Source organism: Cohnella soli, assembly GCF_042655525.1.
Lineage (GTDB): Bacteria > Bacillota > Bacilli > Paenibacillales > Paenibacillaceae > Cohnella > Cohnella soli.
The window spans coordinates 314,221-331,363 of the sequence record NZ_JBHSMI010000028.1 but is presented as its reverse complement, the minus strand read 5'-3'; the positions used below and the strand labels follow the sequence as shown (position 1 = coordinate 331,363).

At 55.1% G+C, this 17,143-nt stretch carries 15 protein-coding genes and 1 riboswitch; of the genes, 3 read left to right on the top strand and 12 right to left on the bottom strand.

The features are described 5' to 3' along the window. Positions 1-523: 523 nt before the first annotated feature. Positions 524-1,912 carry an NCS2 family permease gene (locus ACFPOF_RS17765; RefSeq protein WP_378135008.1) on the bottom strand — a complete coding sequence of 463 codons (1,389 nt, stop codon included), beginning with the start codon at positions 1,910-1,912 and terminating at the stop codon, positions 524-526. Positions 1,913-2,049: 137 nt separating this feature from the next. Continuing rightward, a riboswitch (purine riboswitch) is annotated at positions 2,050-2,150 on the bottom strand. Positions 2,151-2,506: 356 nt separating this feature from the next. Between ACFPOF_RS17765 and ACFPOF_RS17760 the strand changes: the two genes are divergently transcribed. Both ACFPOF_RS17760 and nagA read left to right on the top strand, forming a co-directional pair. Continuing rightward, the gene (locus ACFPOF_RS17760) at positions 2,507-3,283 is read left to right on the top strand and encodes a DeoR/GlpR family DNA-binding transcription regulator (RefSeq protein ID WP_378135006.1); all 777 of its coding nucleotides are present in this window, start codon (positions 2,507-2,509) and stop codon (positions 3,281-3,283) included. After that, a complete protein-coding gene (nagA, locus tag ACFPOF_RS17755; protein WP_378135004.1) occupies positions 3,280-4,440 on the top strand; it encodes an N-acetylglucosamine-6-phosphate deacetylase in 1,161 nt (386 codons plus the stop codon). The genes ACFPOF_RS17760 and nagA overlap by 4 nt, the downstream gene beginning before the upstream one ends. Before the next feature lie 136 nt (positions 4,441-4,576). Here the strand turns inward: nagA and guaA are convergent, their stop codons facing one another. From guaA to ACFPOF_RS17705, 10 genes are all read right to left on the bottom strand, one after another. Then, positions 4,577-6,097 carry a glutamine-hydrolyzing GMP synthase gene (guaA, locus tag ACFPOF_RS17750; protein WP_378136036.1) on the bottom strand — a complete coding sequence of 507 codons (1,521 nt, stop codon included), beginning with the start codon at positions 6,095-6,097 and terminating at the stop codon, positions 4,577-4,579. A gap of 56 nt (positions 6,098-6,153) precedes the next feature. After that, complete coding sequence (locus tag ACFPOF_RS17745) at positions 6,154-7,434, bottom strand: MFS transporter (RefSeq protein WP_378135002.1); 1,281 nt, start codon at positions 7,432-7,434, stop codon at positions 6,154-6,156. A gap of 95 nt (positions 7,435-7,529) precedes the next feature. Next, positions 7,530-8,255 carry a FadR/GntR family transcriptional regulator gene (locus tag ACFPOF_RS17740; protein WP_378135000.1) on the bottom strand — a complete coding sequence of 242 codons (726 nt, stop codon included), beginning with the start codon at positions 8,253-8,255 and terminating at the stop codon, positions 7,530-7,532. Positions 8,256-8,288: 33 nt separating this feature from the next. Further along, positions 8,289-8,765, bottom strand: coding sequence for a thioredoxin-dependent thiol peroxidase (gene bcp / locus ACFPOF_RS17735; protein WP_378134998.1), 477 nt, complete (start codon positions 8,763-8,765; stop codon positions 8,289-8,291). A gap of 71 nt (positions 8,766-8,836) precedes the next feature. Next, on the bottom strand, positions 8,837-10,336 hold the full coding sequence (locus ACFPOF_RS17730; RefSeq protein ID WP_378134996.1) for a xylulokinase: 1,500 nt from the start codon (positions 10,334-10,336) through the stop codon (positions 8,837-8,839). Continuing rightward, complete coding sequence (trpA, locus tag ACFPOF_RS17725; RefSeq protein WP_378134994.1) at positions 10,333-11,157, bottom strand: tryptophan synthase subunit alpha; 825 nt, start codon at positions 11,155-11,157, stop codon at positions 10,333-10,335. Before trpA ends, ACFPOF_RS17730 begins: the two co-directional genes overlap by 4 nt. Further along, positions 11,154-12,131: an ABC transporter permease gene (locus ACFPOF_RS17720; protein WP_378134992.1), complete on the bottom strand. Its 978-nt coding sequence runs from the start codon at positions 12,129-12,131 to the stop codon at positions 11,154-11,156. Before ACFPOF_RS17720 ends, trpA begins: the two co-directional genes overlap by 4 nt. Beyond that, a complete protein-coding gene (locus tag ACFPOF_RS17715) occupies positions 12,124-13,641 on the bottom strand; it encodes a sugar ABC transporter ATP-binding protein (protein WP_378134991.1) in 1,518 nt (505 codons plus the stop codon). Before ACFPOF_RS17715 ends, ACFPOF_RS17720 begins: the two co-directional genes overlap by 8 nt. A gap of 106 nt (positions 13,642-13,747) precedes the next feature. After that, positions 13,748-14,671, bottom strand: a complete 924-nt coding sequence (locus tag ACFPOF_RS17710) for a sugar ABC transporter substrate-binding protein (RefSeq protein ID WP_378134990.1) — start codon at positions 14,669-14,671, stop codon at positions 13,748-13,750. 56 nt (positions 14,672-14,727) lie between these two features. Then, positions 14,728-15,699, bottom strand: a complete 972-nt coding sequence (locus ACFPOF_RS17705; RefSeq protein WP_378136034.1) for a sugar-binding transcriptional regulator — start codon at positions 15,697-15,699, stop codon at positions 14,728-14,730. A gap of 192 nt (positions 15,700-15,891) precedes the next feature. Between ACFPOF_RS17705 and ACFPOF_RS17700 the strand changes: the two genes are divergently transcribed. After that, positions 15,892-16,203: a hypothetical protein gene (locus ACFPOF_RS17700; RefSeq protein ID WP_378134989.1), complete on the top strand. Its 312-nt coding sequence runs from the start codon at positions 15,892-15,894 to the stop codon at positions 16,201-16,203. 141 nt (positions 16,204-16,344) lie between these two features. Here ACFPOF_RS17700 and ACFPOF_RS17695 read toward each other — a convergent pair whose 3' ends face one another. Further along, positions 16,345-17,142 (bottom strand): ABC transporter permease, encoded by a 798-nt coding sequence (locus tag ACFPOF_RS17695; RefSeq protein WP_378136032.1) that lies wholly within the window; start codon positions 17,140-17,142, stop codon positions 16,345-16,347. Position 17,143 lies beyond the last annotated feature (1 nt).

The following is a 17,143-nucleotide window of genomic DNA, read 5'->3' as shown; positions in this document are numbered from 1 at the left end:
AAGCGTAAGCGAGATCTGGGGACTGGGTACTTGGGGTACTTGGGGTGCTTGGAGTGCTTGGGGTACTTGGGGTAGGGTGATTTGTTTTGAGACGGTCGGGGCTTCTGCGATTTAACGGTTGCCACTGAGGCTATCGCGGCAAAGCGGACGCTCCGGAATTTGTAACGGTTGCAGGTGACGCTATTTCAGCCCAAATGCCCCGTTCGGGAGGCGAAATCGCCGAATAGGCGCACTGGCAACCGTCACAGTCCAAACCACCGCGCACCAGGCCGAATAAGCTCCGCCACGCCCATTAACGCGTAAGCACAGTGAGAGTCTTCTTCACCTTTCCGGGCAAACGTCCCGCGCTTTGAACAGCTGTCATCGTAAACCAACAAACGATAATTCTTGACGTCGTGCTTCAGGATGAAGAAGAGTGAAGTAGGCTGAAAAATTAAAACCCCGCTCCACCTCCGTCTATTCGGAAGTGAAGCGGGGTTGATATATGCCATGAGTCGGCAATGACTCATACGCTCCTAGGGAATTAGCCTTGCGAGCCGACGAATGCGTAACGGGCGATGACGATGATGAACACGATCCACATGAGCCAGTGGATACGATGCTTTTTGTCGCCGGCCAAATTAGCAACGCATGCGAGCAAGACGTACGATACGATACCGAAAGAAATACCGTTTGCGATGTTGTAAGTGAACGGCATAAGCGCGATCGTGAGGAACGCCGGAATGCCGACTACATAATCGGAGAAGTCAATTTCTTTAATCGATTGCAGCATAAGCACGCCGACGATGATCAGCGCCGCGCTTGTCGCTGCGGAAGGTACGAGCAGCGCAATCGGAGCGATAAACAAAGCGAGCAAGAACGCAACGCCAGTCGTTACAGCCGTCAGACCGGTACGTCCGCCTTCGGCAACGCCGGAGGAGCTTTCGACATATGCCGTTACCGTGCTCGTGCCGAGCATAGCGCCGCCGCTGACTGCTACTGCGTCGACGAACATGGCTTTACCGACGCGTTTCTTGCCTTCTTCCGCGTTTTTGAGCAAGCCGGCGCGGTTAGCCGTACCGACGAGCGTTCCGAACGTATCGAACAATTCAACGAATGTAAACGTAGCGATTGCCGTCAGCAAGCCAGTTGAAAAGAGGTCTTTGAAATCCAAATCCCAGAAGTTCAGCTTGTCGAACTGAGGCGCCCAATCTTGGCCTTTCAACGAATCGAGGTTCGTGATATCGATGCCCGGAATCATGCCGATCAGCGTCACGAGCACGATGCCATACAAAATCGCGCCGCGAACTTTCAGCACCATCAGCACGCCTGTAATGGCAAGACCTGCGAGGGTCATATATACCGTCGCGTTCTCGAGGCTGCCCATGTGGATGATCGATTGGAAGCTGAGCAGCTCTTGATATTTGCCGTCGGCCGTAACGCCGTCGACCGCGATCGTCATCAGACCGCTATTTTTCAAGCCGATAATCGCGATAAAAAGACCGATACCTACCGTAATCGCATGTTTAAGCGAATCCGGAATCGCGACGATCAGTAGTTGGCGAATTTGCGTAATCGTAAGAATGAGGAAAATGACCCCCGAAATAAATACGGCCGCAAGACCCATCGAAGGAGAAATCGGCGTGTCGGTCGCTTTGGAAGCGATAACCGTCGTTGCGAAGAACGCGTTAAGCCCCATCCCTGGCGCTAGCGCAACCGGAAAGTTAACGAACAATCCCATCGCAATCGTAAAAATACCTGCGGAAAGCGCAGTCGCGAGGAAAACGGCGTAAGGATCGAGCAGACCCTCTCCACCCAGAATGCCCGGGTTTACCGCCAAAATGTACGCCATCGTCATAAACGTAGTCAAACCAGCCATGATCTCCGTGCGTACGTTCGTACCCAGTTCTTTTAGCTTAAAGAAACGATCCATGTTCCAATAAACTCTCCCTTCAGTGTTTAGATGAATGTGGAAAACTAAGGCGAAGCATACAAAAAACCTAGAAGAAGACTCTTCTAGGTTCCGCACAACCGGGAAAATCCATGCCAGAAGGAGCGCGCGCTTCCTTATGTATGTTCTTCCCTTTCCGTAGACAGATCATTTGCGGTGACCTCGTAGAGACTCTCGGGCCGATTCCCGAGATTATACGAAAAGTATTCAGTTGTTTATCCAAAACTTATTCTAGGTTCTAGTACCTAGTCTGTCAACGATTATTTACGAATATTATGTCGGATAAACGGGGGTTATTGTTCGGAATTTACATATTTTTCAGTGATGATAGCGTTTCAATTCCATTGAAAGCGAAAACAAGACAAATTCATGCCGACAGTACCCGTATCCCGCCATATTGACTACGGAGAGGACTTGAGAGTAAACAACTTGGTTAGGCAGATTTGCCCCTGTTCCTCTCGATCGTAGCATGGCCATTTATTAAACTTATAAAAACTTATGTTTAATAAAAATAAACTTATAAAATTGCATGTTTACTCCTTCTGTGCTATCTTTAACCTCGAGGTGACCGATATTATGGACCAAACGCAACGGTTAGCGAAAATTCTGGAGCTGTTGGAAAGTCGAAAACAATTGACGCAAGAAGAGTTAGCCCTGACGTTCTCCATCTCCAAAGATACGGCGCGAAGAGACATCCTCTCCTTAACGGAGCAAGGTTTGGTCGATCGCATTCGAGGTGGTATCTCCCTGCCGGTTATGAAAGCCCAAATCACAAGCTATACGGAACGTCTCGTCAATCATGCGGCCGACAAGCAAGCCATTGCGGCCAAAGCCGTTGCGTGTATCCCTAGCGGGGCGACGATCATGCTTGACGTCTCCACGACGGTACATTTTATTGCTAAACAGCTCATCCAGACGGGCTTGCTTGTCGTCACCCATTCGATCGACAATGCGATTGCCGTTTCGTCAGGGCGACAAGACAACCGTGTCTATTTACTGGGTGGTTATTTTAATCCCGATTCCCATCTTCTGTATGGTTCTTCGATCAGCGAGCAACTGCAGCAGTTTTATTTTGATTATGCGTTTATCGGCGCTTCAGGCCTAACCGAAGATGGAGTGTTCTACGCCGAATTGGAAGACATTCACGTGAAAAAATCGATTGTGCAGCATGCTAAAAAAGTCTGTCTCGTAGTGGATGCATCGAAAACGAATCAGACGTCGCCTTTTAAAATCGGCTTCGAAGGAATCGATCTTCTCATTACCAATCGGTGCCTGCCTGCGGCCATTCAAGAGAAGCTGGATACATGCGGAGTTGAAGTCCTGTTGACATCATACGAGGAGGAGAAGCGGTGAAAACGATCATTTCCAACGTTGCAGTCTTTCGAGAGGGAACGCTTACGCCTGCCAGCATCCGGGTTGAGGCCGGCAAAATCAAAGCTGTTCTCCCTCCCAATCCGGCACCGGAAGACGTTCAAGATGCGGACACTATCTTGGACGGACAACGTCGCCTGTTGATTCCAGGCATGATTGATGTCCATATTCACGGTGCGCACAACCGCGACATGATGGACGGAACGACGACCAGCATCCAAGCGGTATCCCGGGCATGCGCAGAGACGGGATGCACTGGATTTCTGGCTACTTCGGTCAGTTCTTCGCTGGACGACCTGCTCGCGATGATTCGCAGCGTCAAGCAAGTCGTCGGCCACGAAGAAGGCGCCAGAATAGTCGGAATCCACCTGGAAGGCCCTTACTTGAACGTTGCACGCAAAGGCATGCAAAATCCCCAACACTTGAGACATCCCAATCTTCGCGAACTGGAGCTCATCTTCCGCGAAGCCGAGGATTTAATCAAGATGGTCACGATCGCTCCCGAACTGCCTGGCGGCATCGAACTCATTCATGATTTGTTGCGCAGAAATGTCGTAGTCGCCGTCGCCCATTCCGATGCTACGTACGAGGAAGCACAATTGGCTTTCCGGGAAGGTGCCACCCACATTACCCATTGCTTCAATGCGATGCCAAGCATTCACCATCGAGCCCCTGGACTCGTGACCGCCGCATTGGAGAACGATCGGGTCAGCGTTCAAGCAATCGTTGACGGTGTCCATCTGCATCCCGGCATCGTCCGTCTCATGCACAAAATCAAAGGACCGGACCTCATGGTACTAACGACTGACGCGCTACAAGCTATGGGGGTCGGCGACGGCGACTATGTGTTCGGTGGCCATCCGGTGACGGTCAGAGAAGGCATTGCCAGACTGCAAGACGGCACGCTCGCGTCCAGTACGGTGACGATGAACCGATCCCTCAAGCTAAGCGTAGCGTTCGGCATTCCGCTGGAAGATAGCATCCGGATGTGTTCCGCCACGCCGGCATCGATTCTCCAATTAAATGAAACCGGACGAATCGAAGCCGGTTTCGACGCCGACCTTGTCCTGCTTGACGACAACTTCGAAGTCGTAGAGACGTTCATTAAAGGCGTGCCGTATCGGGCGGCGTTGCGGTGACCACGTAAAAAATCTCAAACCGATTCCCAAAGCAATCTCATGCGAACAACCAAAACACGCCGCTCAATTCTCCTCTGTGTGGAGGAGAACGAGCGGCGTGTGCTTCACAATCGACCTTATATATAAGCGTTCTTGTTTACTCCCACTCAATCGTAGCCGGCGGCTTCGAAGTGATGTCATACACGACACGGTTGACGTTCTGAACTTCGTTAACGATGCGGTTCGAGATTTTCTCCAGCACATCGAACGGAATTCTCGCCCAGTCAGCGGTCATGCCGTCGATCGACGTGACGGCGCGGATGCCGACGGCGTAAGAATACGTGCGTCCGTCGCCCATGACTCCTACGCTCTTCATGCCCGGCAGCGCCGTGAAATATTGCCAGATTTCGCGGTCAAGGCCCGCCTTGGCAATCTCGTCGCGCAAAATCGCATCGGACTCGCGCACGATCTCGAGCTTCTCCGGCGTCACTTCGCCGAGCACGCGGATCGCAAGCCCCGGACCCGGGAACGGTTGACGCATAACGATCGCTTCCGGCAAGCCGCATTCCGCGCCGACTCTACGCACTTCGTCCTTAAACAGCGTCTTCAGCGGTTCGATTAGCTTAAACTTCATATCTTCCGGCAATCCGCCGACGTTGTGATGCGACTTGATCGTCTGCGCCGTTGCCGTACCGCTCTCGACGATATCGGTATAGAGCGTGCCTTGAGCGAGGAATGTGAAATCGTCGAACTTCGCGGACTCCTCTTCGAACACGCGGATGAAGTCGGTGCCGATGATTTTGCGTTTTTGCTCCGGATCGTCGACACCCTTCAGGTTGCCGAGGAAACGTTCGCTGGCGTCGATCTTCACGACGTTCATGCCGAACTTGCCGACGAACGTCTCCATGACGCTTTCCGCTTCGCCTTTGCGCAGCAGGCCGTGGTCGATGAACATACACGTCAGTTGATCGCCGATCGCTTTATGGATAAGCACCGCCACGACGGACGAGTCCACGCCGCCGGACAGCGCACACAGAACCTTTTTGTCGCCGACTTCTTTACGAATGTCAGCCACCATATCGTCGATGAACGAACCCATCGTCCAGTCGCCGCGGCATCCGCACACTTCGAACAAGAAGTTGCCGATCATATCGTTACCGTGGACGGAGTGTCGTACTTCCGGATGGAACTGTACCGCGTAGAAATGGCGAGACGCATCGCTCATTGCCGCAACCGGAGCATGCTCCGTGCTGGCGTCGATGCGGAAGCCTTGCGGCAGTTCGGTTACGTGGTCGCCATGACTCATCCATACCGTCTGACGGCGGTCGAGCTTCTTCGCCAGATCGGCGCCTTCGATGAAATCGATGTCCGACTTGCCGTATTCGCGCTTGTGCGCCGGTTCGACTTTACCGCCTAGCTGATGCGTAATGAGTTGCATGCCGTAGCATATACCGAAGATCGGAACACCAAGGTCATAGATCGCCGGATCGACTTGAGGCGCCCCTTCCGCGTACACGCTTGCCGGACCGCCGGAAAATACAATCCCTTTCGGCTGCAGCGCGCGGATTCTGTCAATCGAGACGTTAAACGGCAACAGTTCGCTGTACACGCCCAAATCGCGAATACGGCGAGCGATCAATTGGTTGTACTGACCGCCAAAATCGAGTACGACGATCATTTCATGCTGATTCGTAGTCACTTGTAAACCGAGCCTCCTGAAATCAATTGAAGTAATTATAGCTTTGCGGCTTCGACAGCGTCAAGGCGCGGAGCGGACGGTTGGAGGACGTCGGATGTAACAGGGTCGGTCATGTTCAGCTTGCGGTCCGTCGGCAAGAAGGCGGCAAGCAGACCGATCAGCGGAAGGAACGCGCTCAGCTTGATGACGAAGCCGATGCTTGTCGCGTCCGCCAAAGCGCCGAGCACGACCGAGCCAATGCCTCCGAGACCGAAAGCCAAGCCAAAAAAAAGTCCCGCAACCGTCCCGACCATGCCCGGCAACAGCTCTTGTGCATAAACAACAATAACCGAGAAGCCCGACAGCAAAATAAAACCGATACACACGCACAAAACAGCAGTCCAGAACAAGTTTGCGTAAGGGAGAAGCAGCGAGAACGGCGCGGTGCCAAGAATCGAAAACCAGATCATATTTCGCCTGCCGAAGCGATCCGCCAGCGGACCGCCCATGAACGTTCCGACTGCACCGGCAGCGAGCAACGCGAATATATACACTTGCGCCCGTTCGGTCGTGACGTGATGATGATCGATCAAATAAAACGCGAAATAGCCGGACATGCTCGCCATATAGACGAACTTGGAGAAGAGCATCATGATCAGGATGGCAACCGAGTATACGATTGTTTTTCTCGGCAACGGTTTGCGGGCAACTGCCGTCTTCTTCTTAGCCGCTTGTCGCGACAAATAATTTTTGTACCATTTGGCAACGTAGATTTGCACAACAAATGCGGCAGCGGCGGCGATCGTGAACCAGATAATACCCGCTTGGCCGAACGGAACGAAGATCAGCGCAGTGAACACCGGGGCGAGCGCCTGACCGATATTGCCTCCAGTCTGGAAAATCGACTGCGCCAGGCCGCGACGCTGCCCTCCCGCCATATGGGCGACGCGTGACGATTCCGGGTGCAACACCGCGGAGCCGAGCCCGATTAACACAACCGACAAAATAACAATACCGTAATTGTCCGCATATGCGAGTATCGCCATTCCGATCAACGAGAACAACACGCCTACGGGCAGCAAGTACGGCATCGGTTTCTTGTCGGTGTAGAAGCCGATAAGCGGCTGGAACAACGATGCTGTCACGTTCACGGTGAAGGCAATCCACCCGATCTGCGCGAAACTCAGTTTCATCGATTCTTGAAGGATCGGGAAGATGGCAGGGATGACGGATTGCACGGAATCATTCAACAAGTGCACGAGGCTGATAGAAAAAAGAATCGAATAAACGGTCGTCATCTGTTTGACGGCGGCCGATTGTGTGTCATGGTCAGTCATATAGCATTCATCCTTTCATCTTATCATCTGATGTTTATAATTAGGGAAAGACACATGCGATTGTGCTATGCGCCCATCCTCTTGTTGTAGGAACGTTATTTCATCAAACTTTTCAGTTGCTTCACCGTACCGTCCAAATTGCCGAGCGTCCAGTGGACCGCTTCTTCCACGTCCCCTGCCTTGATCGCTTCGTACATCTTTTCGTGGAAAATGACATGAGGATCGTGCGCCTCCTGGTCCGCCGCCAAATGGGACAACGTCTCGCGCAAAACGGTGGAGAACGTCCGGTACATGTCGACCGCTACGTTGTTTTTACTAGCCGCGGCGACTGCGTTATGGAAATCGACATCGGCGTTTAAGTAATCTGCCGTATCTCCCCTGGCTAAGGCGTCTGCGCGGCGATCGAGATGGTGTCTCATCGCTGCCAGATCCTGCTCGTCGCGCCGCTCCGCAGCAAGTCGAGAAATTTCCACTTCGAGCATTTTGCGAACTTCGTATACTTCCATCATTTCCGCTCTTCTCAGCCGATTGACAAGAGGTTCCTGGATAACAGGGGCCGATGGAAGGAAAGTGCCGAACCCTTGCTTCTTCTCGAGCAAGCCGGCATGCACAAGCACGCGCACCGCTTCGCGAATCGTTGACCGTCCGACGCCGAATTGCGTCATCAGTTCGGGTTCCGTCGGAATTTTGTCGCCGGGCTTGAGTCCGCCGTTTACGATCGTATCCTGCAATTGCGCTACGACGTCATCAACAAGCTTCGTGCGCTTCAACGTCTGGAAAGACACTTTCGGAGCCGGAGTTCCATTCGCTCTCGAATTCATCTGATCATCTCCTGATTGGCATTATAACATGACTCAAGCATTATCCGCCAGCGCCCGCTTCACCTCTTCCACATGCCCTTTAACCCTTAGATTCCGCCACTCCTTAATAAGCAATCCGTTCTCATCGATCAGGAAAGTCGAGCGAACGATTCCCATGTACTTCCTGCCGTACAATTGTTTCTCTTGCCAGACGCCGTACAAGTCGCATACTTTATGTTCGGTGTCGGCTAGCAGCGGAAATGGCAGCTCATATTTCTTGGCGAACTTGTCGTGGGACTTCAGGTCGTTCGCGCTAATGCCTAGTACGACAGTGTTTGCCGTCCCGAGAGCCACGCTCGCATCGCGAAAATCGCACGATTGCTGCGTACAGGCAGGGGTCATATCGTTTGGGTAGAAGTAGAGGACCACTCTTTTGCCCAGATAATCGCTCAGACGCACCGTGCCGCCGCTCGCGTTCGTCGCGGGAAGCTCGAAGTCGGGGGCAGGGCGGCCGATTTGTACAATAGTCATGCTGCTTGCTCCTTTAGACGAAAGAATCCCCCTTAGCTTAACATAGCCAGGGGGCACGTCTCAAAACGCGATTATCGGAACAACGGCGCTACGGCCGGATAAAACCGTTTGTATTTCTGGAATTGACGATTGTAATAGTCGCCGAGCGCATCGTTCGGCGTATACGTCTTCGCTCTCTGGCTTGCCCGGGTCGCGCGGGCGATCGTCTCGTAGCTGTCGCCCCAGCCGACGTGGCGGAAACCTAATGCCGCCGCCCCGAGCGAAGGCAGAAATTGCGAGTCTTCCGGCACGGCCAATTCGACCTGCAGCACATCGGCGATGATCTGGCACCAGCCCGCGCTTTTCGCGCCGCCGCCGATCAGCGTCATCCGCCCGCCCCCTTTGACGACCATAAGCTCGAGCACTTCGCGCATCGCGAACGCGACGCCTTCGAGCACGGCTGTCGCCATCTCCGCTCTCGTCGTCGATGGCTTCAACCCGATGAAGCAGCCTGAAGCGTCGGCATCCAGCACAGGGCAACGCTCTCCGTTCAAGTACGGCAAAAACAACGTTTCATGGCGCCCGCGTTCCGTGCTCGCCAGCATCTGCTCGAATTGCCGATAGGCGAGCGCATCGTTCGGCTGCCCTCCGCCGCCTGCGCCGAACGCGGACATCGCCCACTGGTGCGCATTGCCGGCGTTGGCGAGCGGAGCGATCGCAATCTGCCGGCCGTCTTCCACGTACGACAGATTAAACGCGCCGCTCTGCACGTCCATATAGCCGGACGATACGGCGGCTACCCAGCCTGTCGTACCAATGTAGGCGTACACGTCGCCTTCCTCGCGAGCGCCCGCGCCGAGCGTCGCCGACCCGGCGTCGCCGATGCCGCAGACGACCAATGTGCCTTCCGCGAAGCCGGTGTCGGCTGCGGATCGCGCCGTTACCGTACCGACGACTTCGTCCGCAGGAACGATCGGCGGCATCTGCCCCAAATCCACGCCGTAGCGATCGAACCAGTCCGCGACCCACTCCCGTTTGTGAATGTCCATACAGCCCGCCGTCGCGGCGGACGTCGGATCGGTCGCGCACTTGCCGGTCAGCTTAGCGATCACATAATCTTTGGAACTGATCAGGAAACTTAACGTCCGGCCGAACGTGTCCGGCTCGTTGTCCCGCAGCCACATCATCTTCGGGAATGTCAGCGTGCCGTCCATATGATTCGCTGTCAGCCGATGGATCGTCTCGTTGCCTATGTCCGCAATCAATCGCTCGGACTGCGCGGCCGCGCGCCCGTCGGAATACAGAATCGCCGGACGAAGCGGTGACGAGTTTTCTCCGATCGGGATGCAATCCTGCATCTGCCCGCTGAATGCGAGCAAGGCGATGGACGCCGGCTTAATGCCGACCTCGAACCACGCTGCGGCGATTTGCCGCACCGCGCCGTACCAGCTTTCCGGGTCTTGCTCGATGAAGTCTCCATTCCGAATGAGCGACAGCGCCACATTTTTCTCGAAAAAAATGCCCGCATGTTCATCGACGAGCACGCCCTTCACGTTGGTCGTGCCGATATCGAACGAAGCGATGTATTTCATCGGCTTCCTCCTTCTTCAGAAGCGACTCTCGTCTGCAGCTTCATCTCCGCGACGAGACGGTACAAATAATCTTTCTCCCTGTTCTCGCTGCGGCTGACGAGCGCCGATCCGACGACGGCCCCGTCGAAGCCGCCTCGCACCGCGCTGCCAACCCGCTGCGGCGAACGCAGCCCGAAGCCGGCGACAAGCATCCCTTCCGGCAAATGCGGGCGAATCCGCTCGCACAGCACCGATAAATCTTCGATTCGCGCCATCGGGTCGCCGGTCGTTCCGGCGTACGACTGGGCGTAAATAATCGTCGCGCCGTCGCACACGGCAACGATGTCCTGTTCATGCATCGCGCTGTTGATGAATCGGATCACATCGACGCCCGACGCCGCAACTTCCCGTTGCAGTCCGATCTGCTCTTCCAATGTGCAGTCCGGCAGGACGAGAGCGTCGATCAGCTGCTCCGCGATCAGTTCGCGATATAAGCCGTTGTCGACGAGTTCGCTCTTGTACCCCATCGCCCAGATCGGACGTAACACTTCGCGTCGGACGGTGCGCCACAACGCGAACAGCGCTTCCTTTTCCCCCATACCCGCTTCCTCGGCGCGCGCATGAGCGCGCTTGATCACTTCCCCGTCCACGAACGGGTCGCGGCTCGGGACGCCAAGCTCGATAATGTCGATTCCCGCCTCCGCGCTCTCTTGAATCATCTCGAACGACTCCCCGGCGTTAGGGTCGCCCGCGACCAAGTAACCGATCAGCAACGCTTCCACTCTGCCTCTGGCATCGAGGAAAGCGCCCGCGTTCAGCGGGCTGTGCAGCTTGACACTCATCCGTTGCCACGTCCGAACTTCTGCATCAGAACCGCCGCGATGACGATGCAGCCGGTAATGACGTCCTGCATAAATGTCGGTACTTCCAGAATCGTCAAGCCATTCGCCAGAATGCCGATGATCGCCGCGCCGACGAAAGTGCCCCAGATGTTCGGCACGCCTTCCTTAAACGATGTCATACCGAGGAACGCAGCCGCATACGCCGACAGGAACAGACCGTCGCCGCCCGTCGGATGTGCGGAACCGAGACGCGACGCCATCAGAATGCCGGTGACGGCAGCGAGTACGCCGCAGAGCGCGAACGCCAAATTTTTGTTCAACGGGACACGGACGCCGGCTACGCGGGAAGCCGATTCGTTGCCTCCGATCGCATACAACTTGCGGCCGAACGCCGTATGCGACATGACGTACCAGAACAGCAAAGTAACGAGCAGCATAATGAACGAGAGGATCGGAATGCCGGCCCATTCGGTTTGCCCGAGGTAGCGGAAGCCGTCCGGAATGTTCTCGAACACGGTCGCTCCGCCTGTCAGCTTGAAATTCAAGCCGCCCAGAATCGTGCCGATCGCCAGCGTCGTAATAAACGAAAGCACACGGAACCGGGTAACGATCCAGCCGCTCACGAAACCGATCACGAACGCAGCCGCCATCGGCGCCAGAAAAGCGAGCCAGATCGGATAACCCGCAACTGCCATTTTGGCGGCGAACACGCCGCCGAAGCTGGCCATCGCGCCGACCGACAAGTCGAATTCCCCGACAGCCATGACAAGCGTTGCTCCCAAGCCGATAATGACGAGGAACGAGATTTGACGGCTAATATTGATCGCGTTGTCGATCGTCGCGAACGAATCCGGACTCATAATAGAGAAAACGAGCACAATGAGCAGGCCGGCCAGCACCGTACCGTAAGTCCGCAAAATTTTGACATAAGAAAGGCCGCTTATCGTTTTCGCGCCCGCGTTGGCATTAACCATGAAGTTCACTTCCTTTTCCATGACTGTAGCAATAACCGAGCACTTGCTCGGAAGTTAAATTGTCGTTGTCGAGTTCGGCAACGATGCGGCTGTCGTGCAGCACGTAAATCCGATCGGCGATGTCCAGTACTTCCTGCAAATCCGACGAGACGAATAGCACGCCTCCGCCGCCTTCCGCCTGTGTTTTCAGCAGCCGGTGAATTTCTTCGCGCGTCATGACGTCAACCGCTTGCGTCGGCTCGTCGCACAGAAACAGAACGGGAGATGACAGCAGCGCCTTGGCGAATACGACCTTCTGCTGGTTGCCGCCGCTTAACTGCCCGACGCTTTGCTCTGCGCCGGTCGCCTTGACGTTCAATTCGCGCATCCGCGTATCGACTTCTTGCCGCTCCGCTTTCGTGCGAAGCTTCCAGCCGCCCGAGAATCGCTTGAGCACCGGCAACGTCATATTTTCCCGAATCGTCATCCCCAGCACGAGCGCATCGCGTTTCCGCTCTTCCGGGATAAGCACGACGCCGTTCGCCAGCGACCGTTCGGGAGACAACCGCGTTTCCGTCCGCCCGGCGACTTTGATCTTACCGCCGACCGGGCGGCGCAGGCCGTAGATCGTCTCGAGAAGCTCCGTCCGTCCGGCGCCGGCGAGACCGAACATGCCGACGATTTCTCCTTTTCTCACGTTAAGCGCAACGTTCTTCACTTTGCCGTCCGCCGTGGACAACCCTTCCACCTCGAGCGCGAACTCTCCCGTCGCCTTCTGCTTCGCTTCGCGCCCGCTTTGCCGCACATCCGCATTGCTCATCAGGCGAACGAGCTGCTCCTTCGTCGTTGTCTTGCCCGGAACAGTGTCTACCCGCCGACCGTTACGGAACACCGTAATCCGATCCGACAAACGGAAAATTTCATCCAGCCGATGCGATACGTACAGGATCGCTGTTCCTTGCGCAGTCAGCCTGCCGATCAAGGCGAACAGTTTCTCCGCCTCTTGATCGGTAAGCGATGCCGTAGGTTCGTCCAGAATAAGCAACTGGCATTCCAGCATCATCGCGCGAAGAATTTCGAGCATCGTTTTCTCCGGGGGCGACATGTCTGCGGCCGTCTTGTTTAAGTCGAGCTCGACGCCGAATTCCGTCCGCAACCGCTCGGCTCGCTCCCGCATCGCCTTCCAGTCCACGCCGATGCGCGATTTGTTGGACGGGTACGGCAACCCGACGAACAAATTCTCATAACCGGTGAACGACGGCACAAGATGCCGATCCTGATGGACAACGTTAATGCCGATCGCCCGGGATGACACCGGATCGGTAATCGTCACCTTCTGCCCTTTCCAGTAAATCGTTCCCGCATCCAACCGGTACACGCCCGTCAGTATTTTGATAAACGTAGACTTGCCCGCCCCGTTCTCCCCGACGAGAGCGTGAACTTCCCCCGGCGCGATATCGAAGCTTACGTCCGCAAGCGCGTAATGTTGCCCGAATACTTTGTCCAGTCCTTCGACTTTCAAAAGGGTCACTCGCAAACCCTCCTTACCGTTAGTTTCAAGCTGTGTTCATGCAGCTGCGCATTCGATATTATAAGTTGTGGCAAGAAAAGCGGCCGAAGCCGCTTTCCCGTTGCCGTTATTGCGCGTTTTCTTTCGTGATCAGCGTAGCCGGCGCATACAGCTCCGTGCCTTCCGCCGCTTTGCCTTGGAACGTGAGATCGATTTGTTTCGCGACGATTTCCGTCATGCCCGTGAAGTTCTGCTTCACCGTAGCGACGAGCGGAGAGCCTTTTTTAATCATGTCTACCGCTTGGCTGTTGCCGTCGATGCCCGTCACGATGATGTCTTTGCGCCCTGCGGCTTCGATCGCCTGAGCCGCGCCGATTGCCGGTTCATCCCAGCCGGCCCATACGGCCGTAATCGAGCCTTCGGCTTTGTTCGACAACAGAATGCTTTCCATTTGCTTGCGGGAGTTCTCGATCGGGCCCGGTACGACAACTTGCTGCTCGGTCACTTTCGTAATGCCCGCATTGTCTTTCAGCATTTCGTCCAATTGCAGCGTGCGGGCGAGAACGCCCGGATGAGGTCGGTAAGTCAGCACGACCACTTTGCCGTTGGCGCCGATCTTCTCGAACAAATATTCGGAAATCATTTTCGACATCGCTTTGTTGTCGCTCGTCGCGTTCGTGACCATGCCGTCGATGTAACCGGAGTCGCAGCCAAATACCGGAATATTTTTCTCTTTGGCGCGCTGAATTTGGCTCTTCAGTTGGTTCGGATCGGTGCTTACAAGCACGATCGCGTCGGTTTTGGAGGAAATAACGTCTTCCATCCTGCTGGCGAGCTGACCGATGTCGCTTTTCGTGTCGATGACGTTCGTCTTCCAACCATTATCCGCCGCCAGTTTCTTTAATGACTCTACCATCTCGTTCGTCGTGACCGACGACAAGTACGGCGTCATAATCGATATCGTCTTGGAACCGCTGTTCTTGGAACTTCCGCAAGCCGTCAAGCCGATTAACAATAAAAGCGCTGTCAAAATCATGATCCCTTTTTTCATATCCGTTTGTTGCCTCCTCAAGTTTGGTTTTATTAGGGGATAAGCGCATCCGCCCGTTATGACGGGTACGGATGCGTGCGATGCCATTCCAATATTTGTTGCGCCGTGTCCATATCCGTCACGAGCACGTCCATGCATTTGCCCCGCAGCGCCGCGACGATCGCTTCTACCTTCTCCGGGCCGCTCGCGACAGCAACGACGTTCGGAATCGCCCGAATCTCGTCAATCGTCAGCCCGATCATTCGCCTCTCGGCATCGTATGAAATCCGCTCTCCGTTCTCGTTAAGAAACGATGTGCAGATGTTCGACACCGCACCCTTCTTGCGCACATCCGCCAGATCGACGTCGCTGAAGTAACCCGAACGAACGATCGTCGCCTGCTCCGACACTTGGCCGATCCCGACAAGCGCGAGCGTGACCTTCCTGGCCGCGTTCAGCACGTCCGCAATTTCCGCCTCTCCGAGAAAAAAATCTCTGGCCGTCGGCGATGCGACAACCGCCGGAGCGTTCAGTAACAGATGGCGGGCTTTCAATCGTTCCGCGAATACTCTTGCGTTGGAATTCGCGTGCCACGCTCCACCGTCGGAGCCGAATCCGCCGATCATCGGGACGAACTGCACATCTTTCCTGCCGATAAAATGAATTTCGCTGCCGACAGCCGCAATTGCGCGTCCCGCCATAATGCCGACGACTTCCCTGTCTTTAATCGCGCTCTCCAGCAAAGCGGAAGCGGCTCGCGCCACATGCAGGTCGATCACTTGCCGATCCGCGTTCTCCACATGTACGACGATGACGTCGTGTATGCCGAACGTCTCTGCGATCGCTCTCTCGTACGCTTGCTCTTCCGAATACGGATTGCGAATATTAATTTGCACGATGCCTTCCGACTTGGCGGCAGCGAGCATTCTGCTAATCTGCGGGCGGGATATACCGAGACGTGCGGCAATTTCCTGCTGATTAAGACCATCCATGTAGTATAGCGTACTCACTTTTACGAGCAATCTCTTCTTCTCTTGCCCTGCATCCATCACAATGTTCCAATCCCTCCTTTGAACATTTGTTCTTAGGTGAATTTTTGTTCTTAATTGCATCTTACACGATTTTGTAAAGGCTTTCAAGAACAAAATTTCGTTGTTGATCAAAATTTCATTCATTTTATGTTTGGACCTTCCTATTTTTGAGGGCGGTGGCTTACGCGGGGATTGGCGGAGGTTGGCGGGATGGGGAAACTAGCGGAGTTGGCGGGATGGGGAGTAGTGGCGCGAGCGGCGTGGGGAAACGTTATTTCGGCGGAACGCGCGAGTCCGCGGATGTTAGTGTTCCCGGAGAACGTTACTTCGACGGAACGCGCGAGTCCGCGGATGTTAGTGTTCCCGGAGAACGTTACTCCGACGGAACGCGCGGGTCCGCGGATGTTAGTGTTCCGGGAGAACGTTACTTCGGCGGAACGGGCGGGTCCGCGGATGTTAGTGTTCCGGGAGAACGTTACTTCGGCGGAACGCGCGAGTCCGCGGATGTTAGTGTTCCGGTAGAACGTTATTTCGGCGGAACGCGCGGGGCTGCGGATGTTAGTGTTCCCGGAGAACGTTACTCCGACGGAACGCGCGGGTCTGCGACTTCGATCGACCGGGCCGCGTCCACAATGCCTTTATTTCAAAAGTACCGCTTCCCACCTAACTCCCCGCGCCGCGATAACGCCGTACGCCGTAGTTCCAGAACAGCAGCGCGAGCGAGAGGACGACGATGCCGACGACCGGCGTCAGCCATGCCAACCACCATTGGTCGAGCCTCCCCAGGAAAAACGATGCCGGATAAACGCCGACGAATGCGAAAGGGAGCAGCCACGTCAACAGGAAACGGATCGCGTGGTTATAGATTTCCACCGGGTACCGGCCGTAGTTCTGAATGTTGAAGATTAGCGGCACGAGTCCCGTCGGAGCGTCCGAGAAAAAGGAGATCGCAGCGAGTGACGCGTAAATGCCCAAGTAGATGCAAAGAGAGCCGAGCACCATAACGATCAGCGCAAGCGGATCGTACCAGTGGAACGGCAGGTCGAGCGTCGCCCACGATGAGATCATGATAACGAGACCGACGAGCGCGCCGACGAGCGACGGCGGGTCCATGTTCTCAAGCATGACCTGGGACAGAGAATGCGCCGGACGGGTCAGGACTCGGTCCATTTCCCCTTTCACAATGTAGCGTTCGCTAAAATTCCATGCGCTGAAGAACGTGGAGAATAGACCGAAAGCGATCATGAAGTAGCCATATACGAACACGACTTCCGGCTCGCTCCAATCGCCGAGCGACGGCGTATGCATGAATACGATAAAAATAAACACAAGGTTAAGCCCGTTAAACATCAAGTCGGACAGCACTTCGATCCAGAAATCGGCGCGGTACGACAGCTTTGTTTTCATATAATTGGCCAGATAATCGCGGTACAGCCCAAGCATAAACGTGAATCGGCTCATC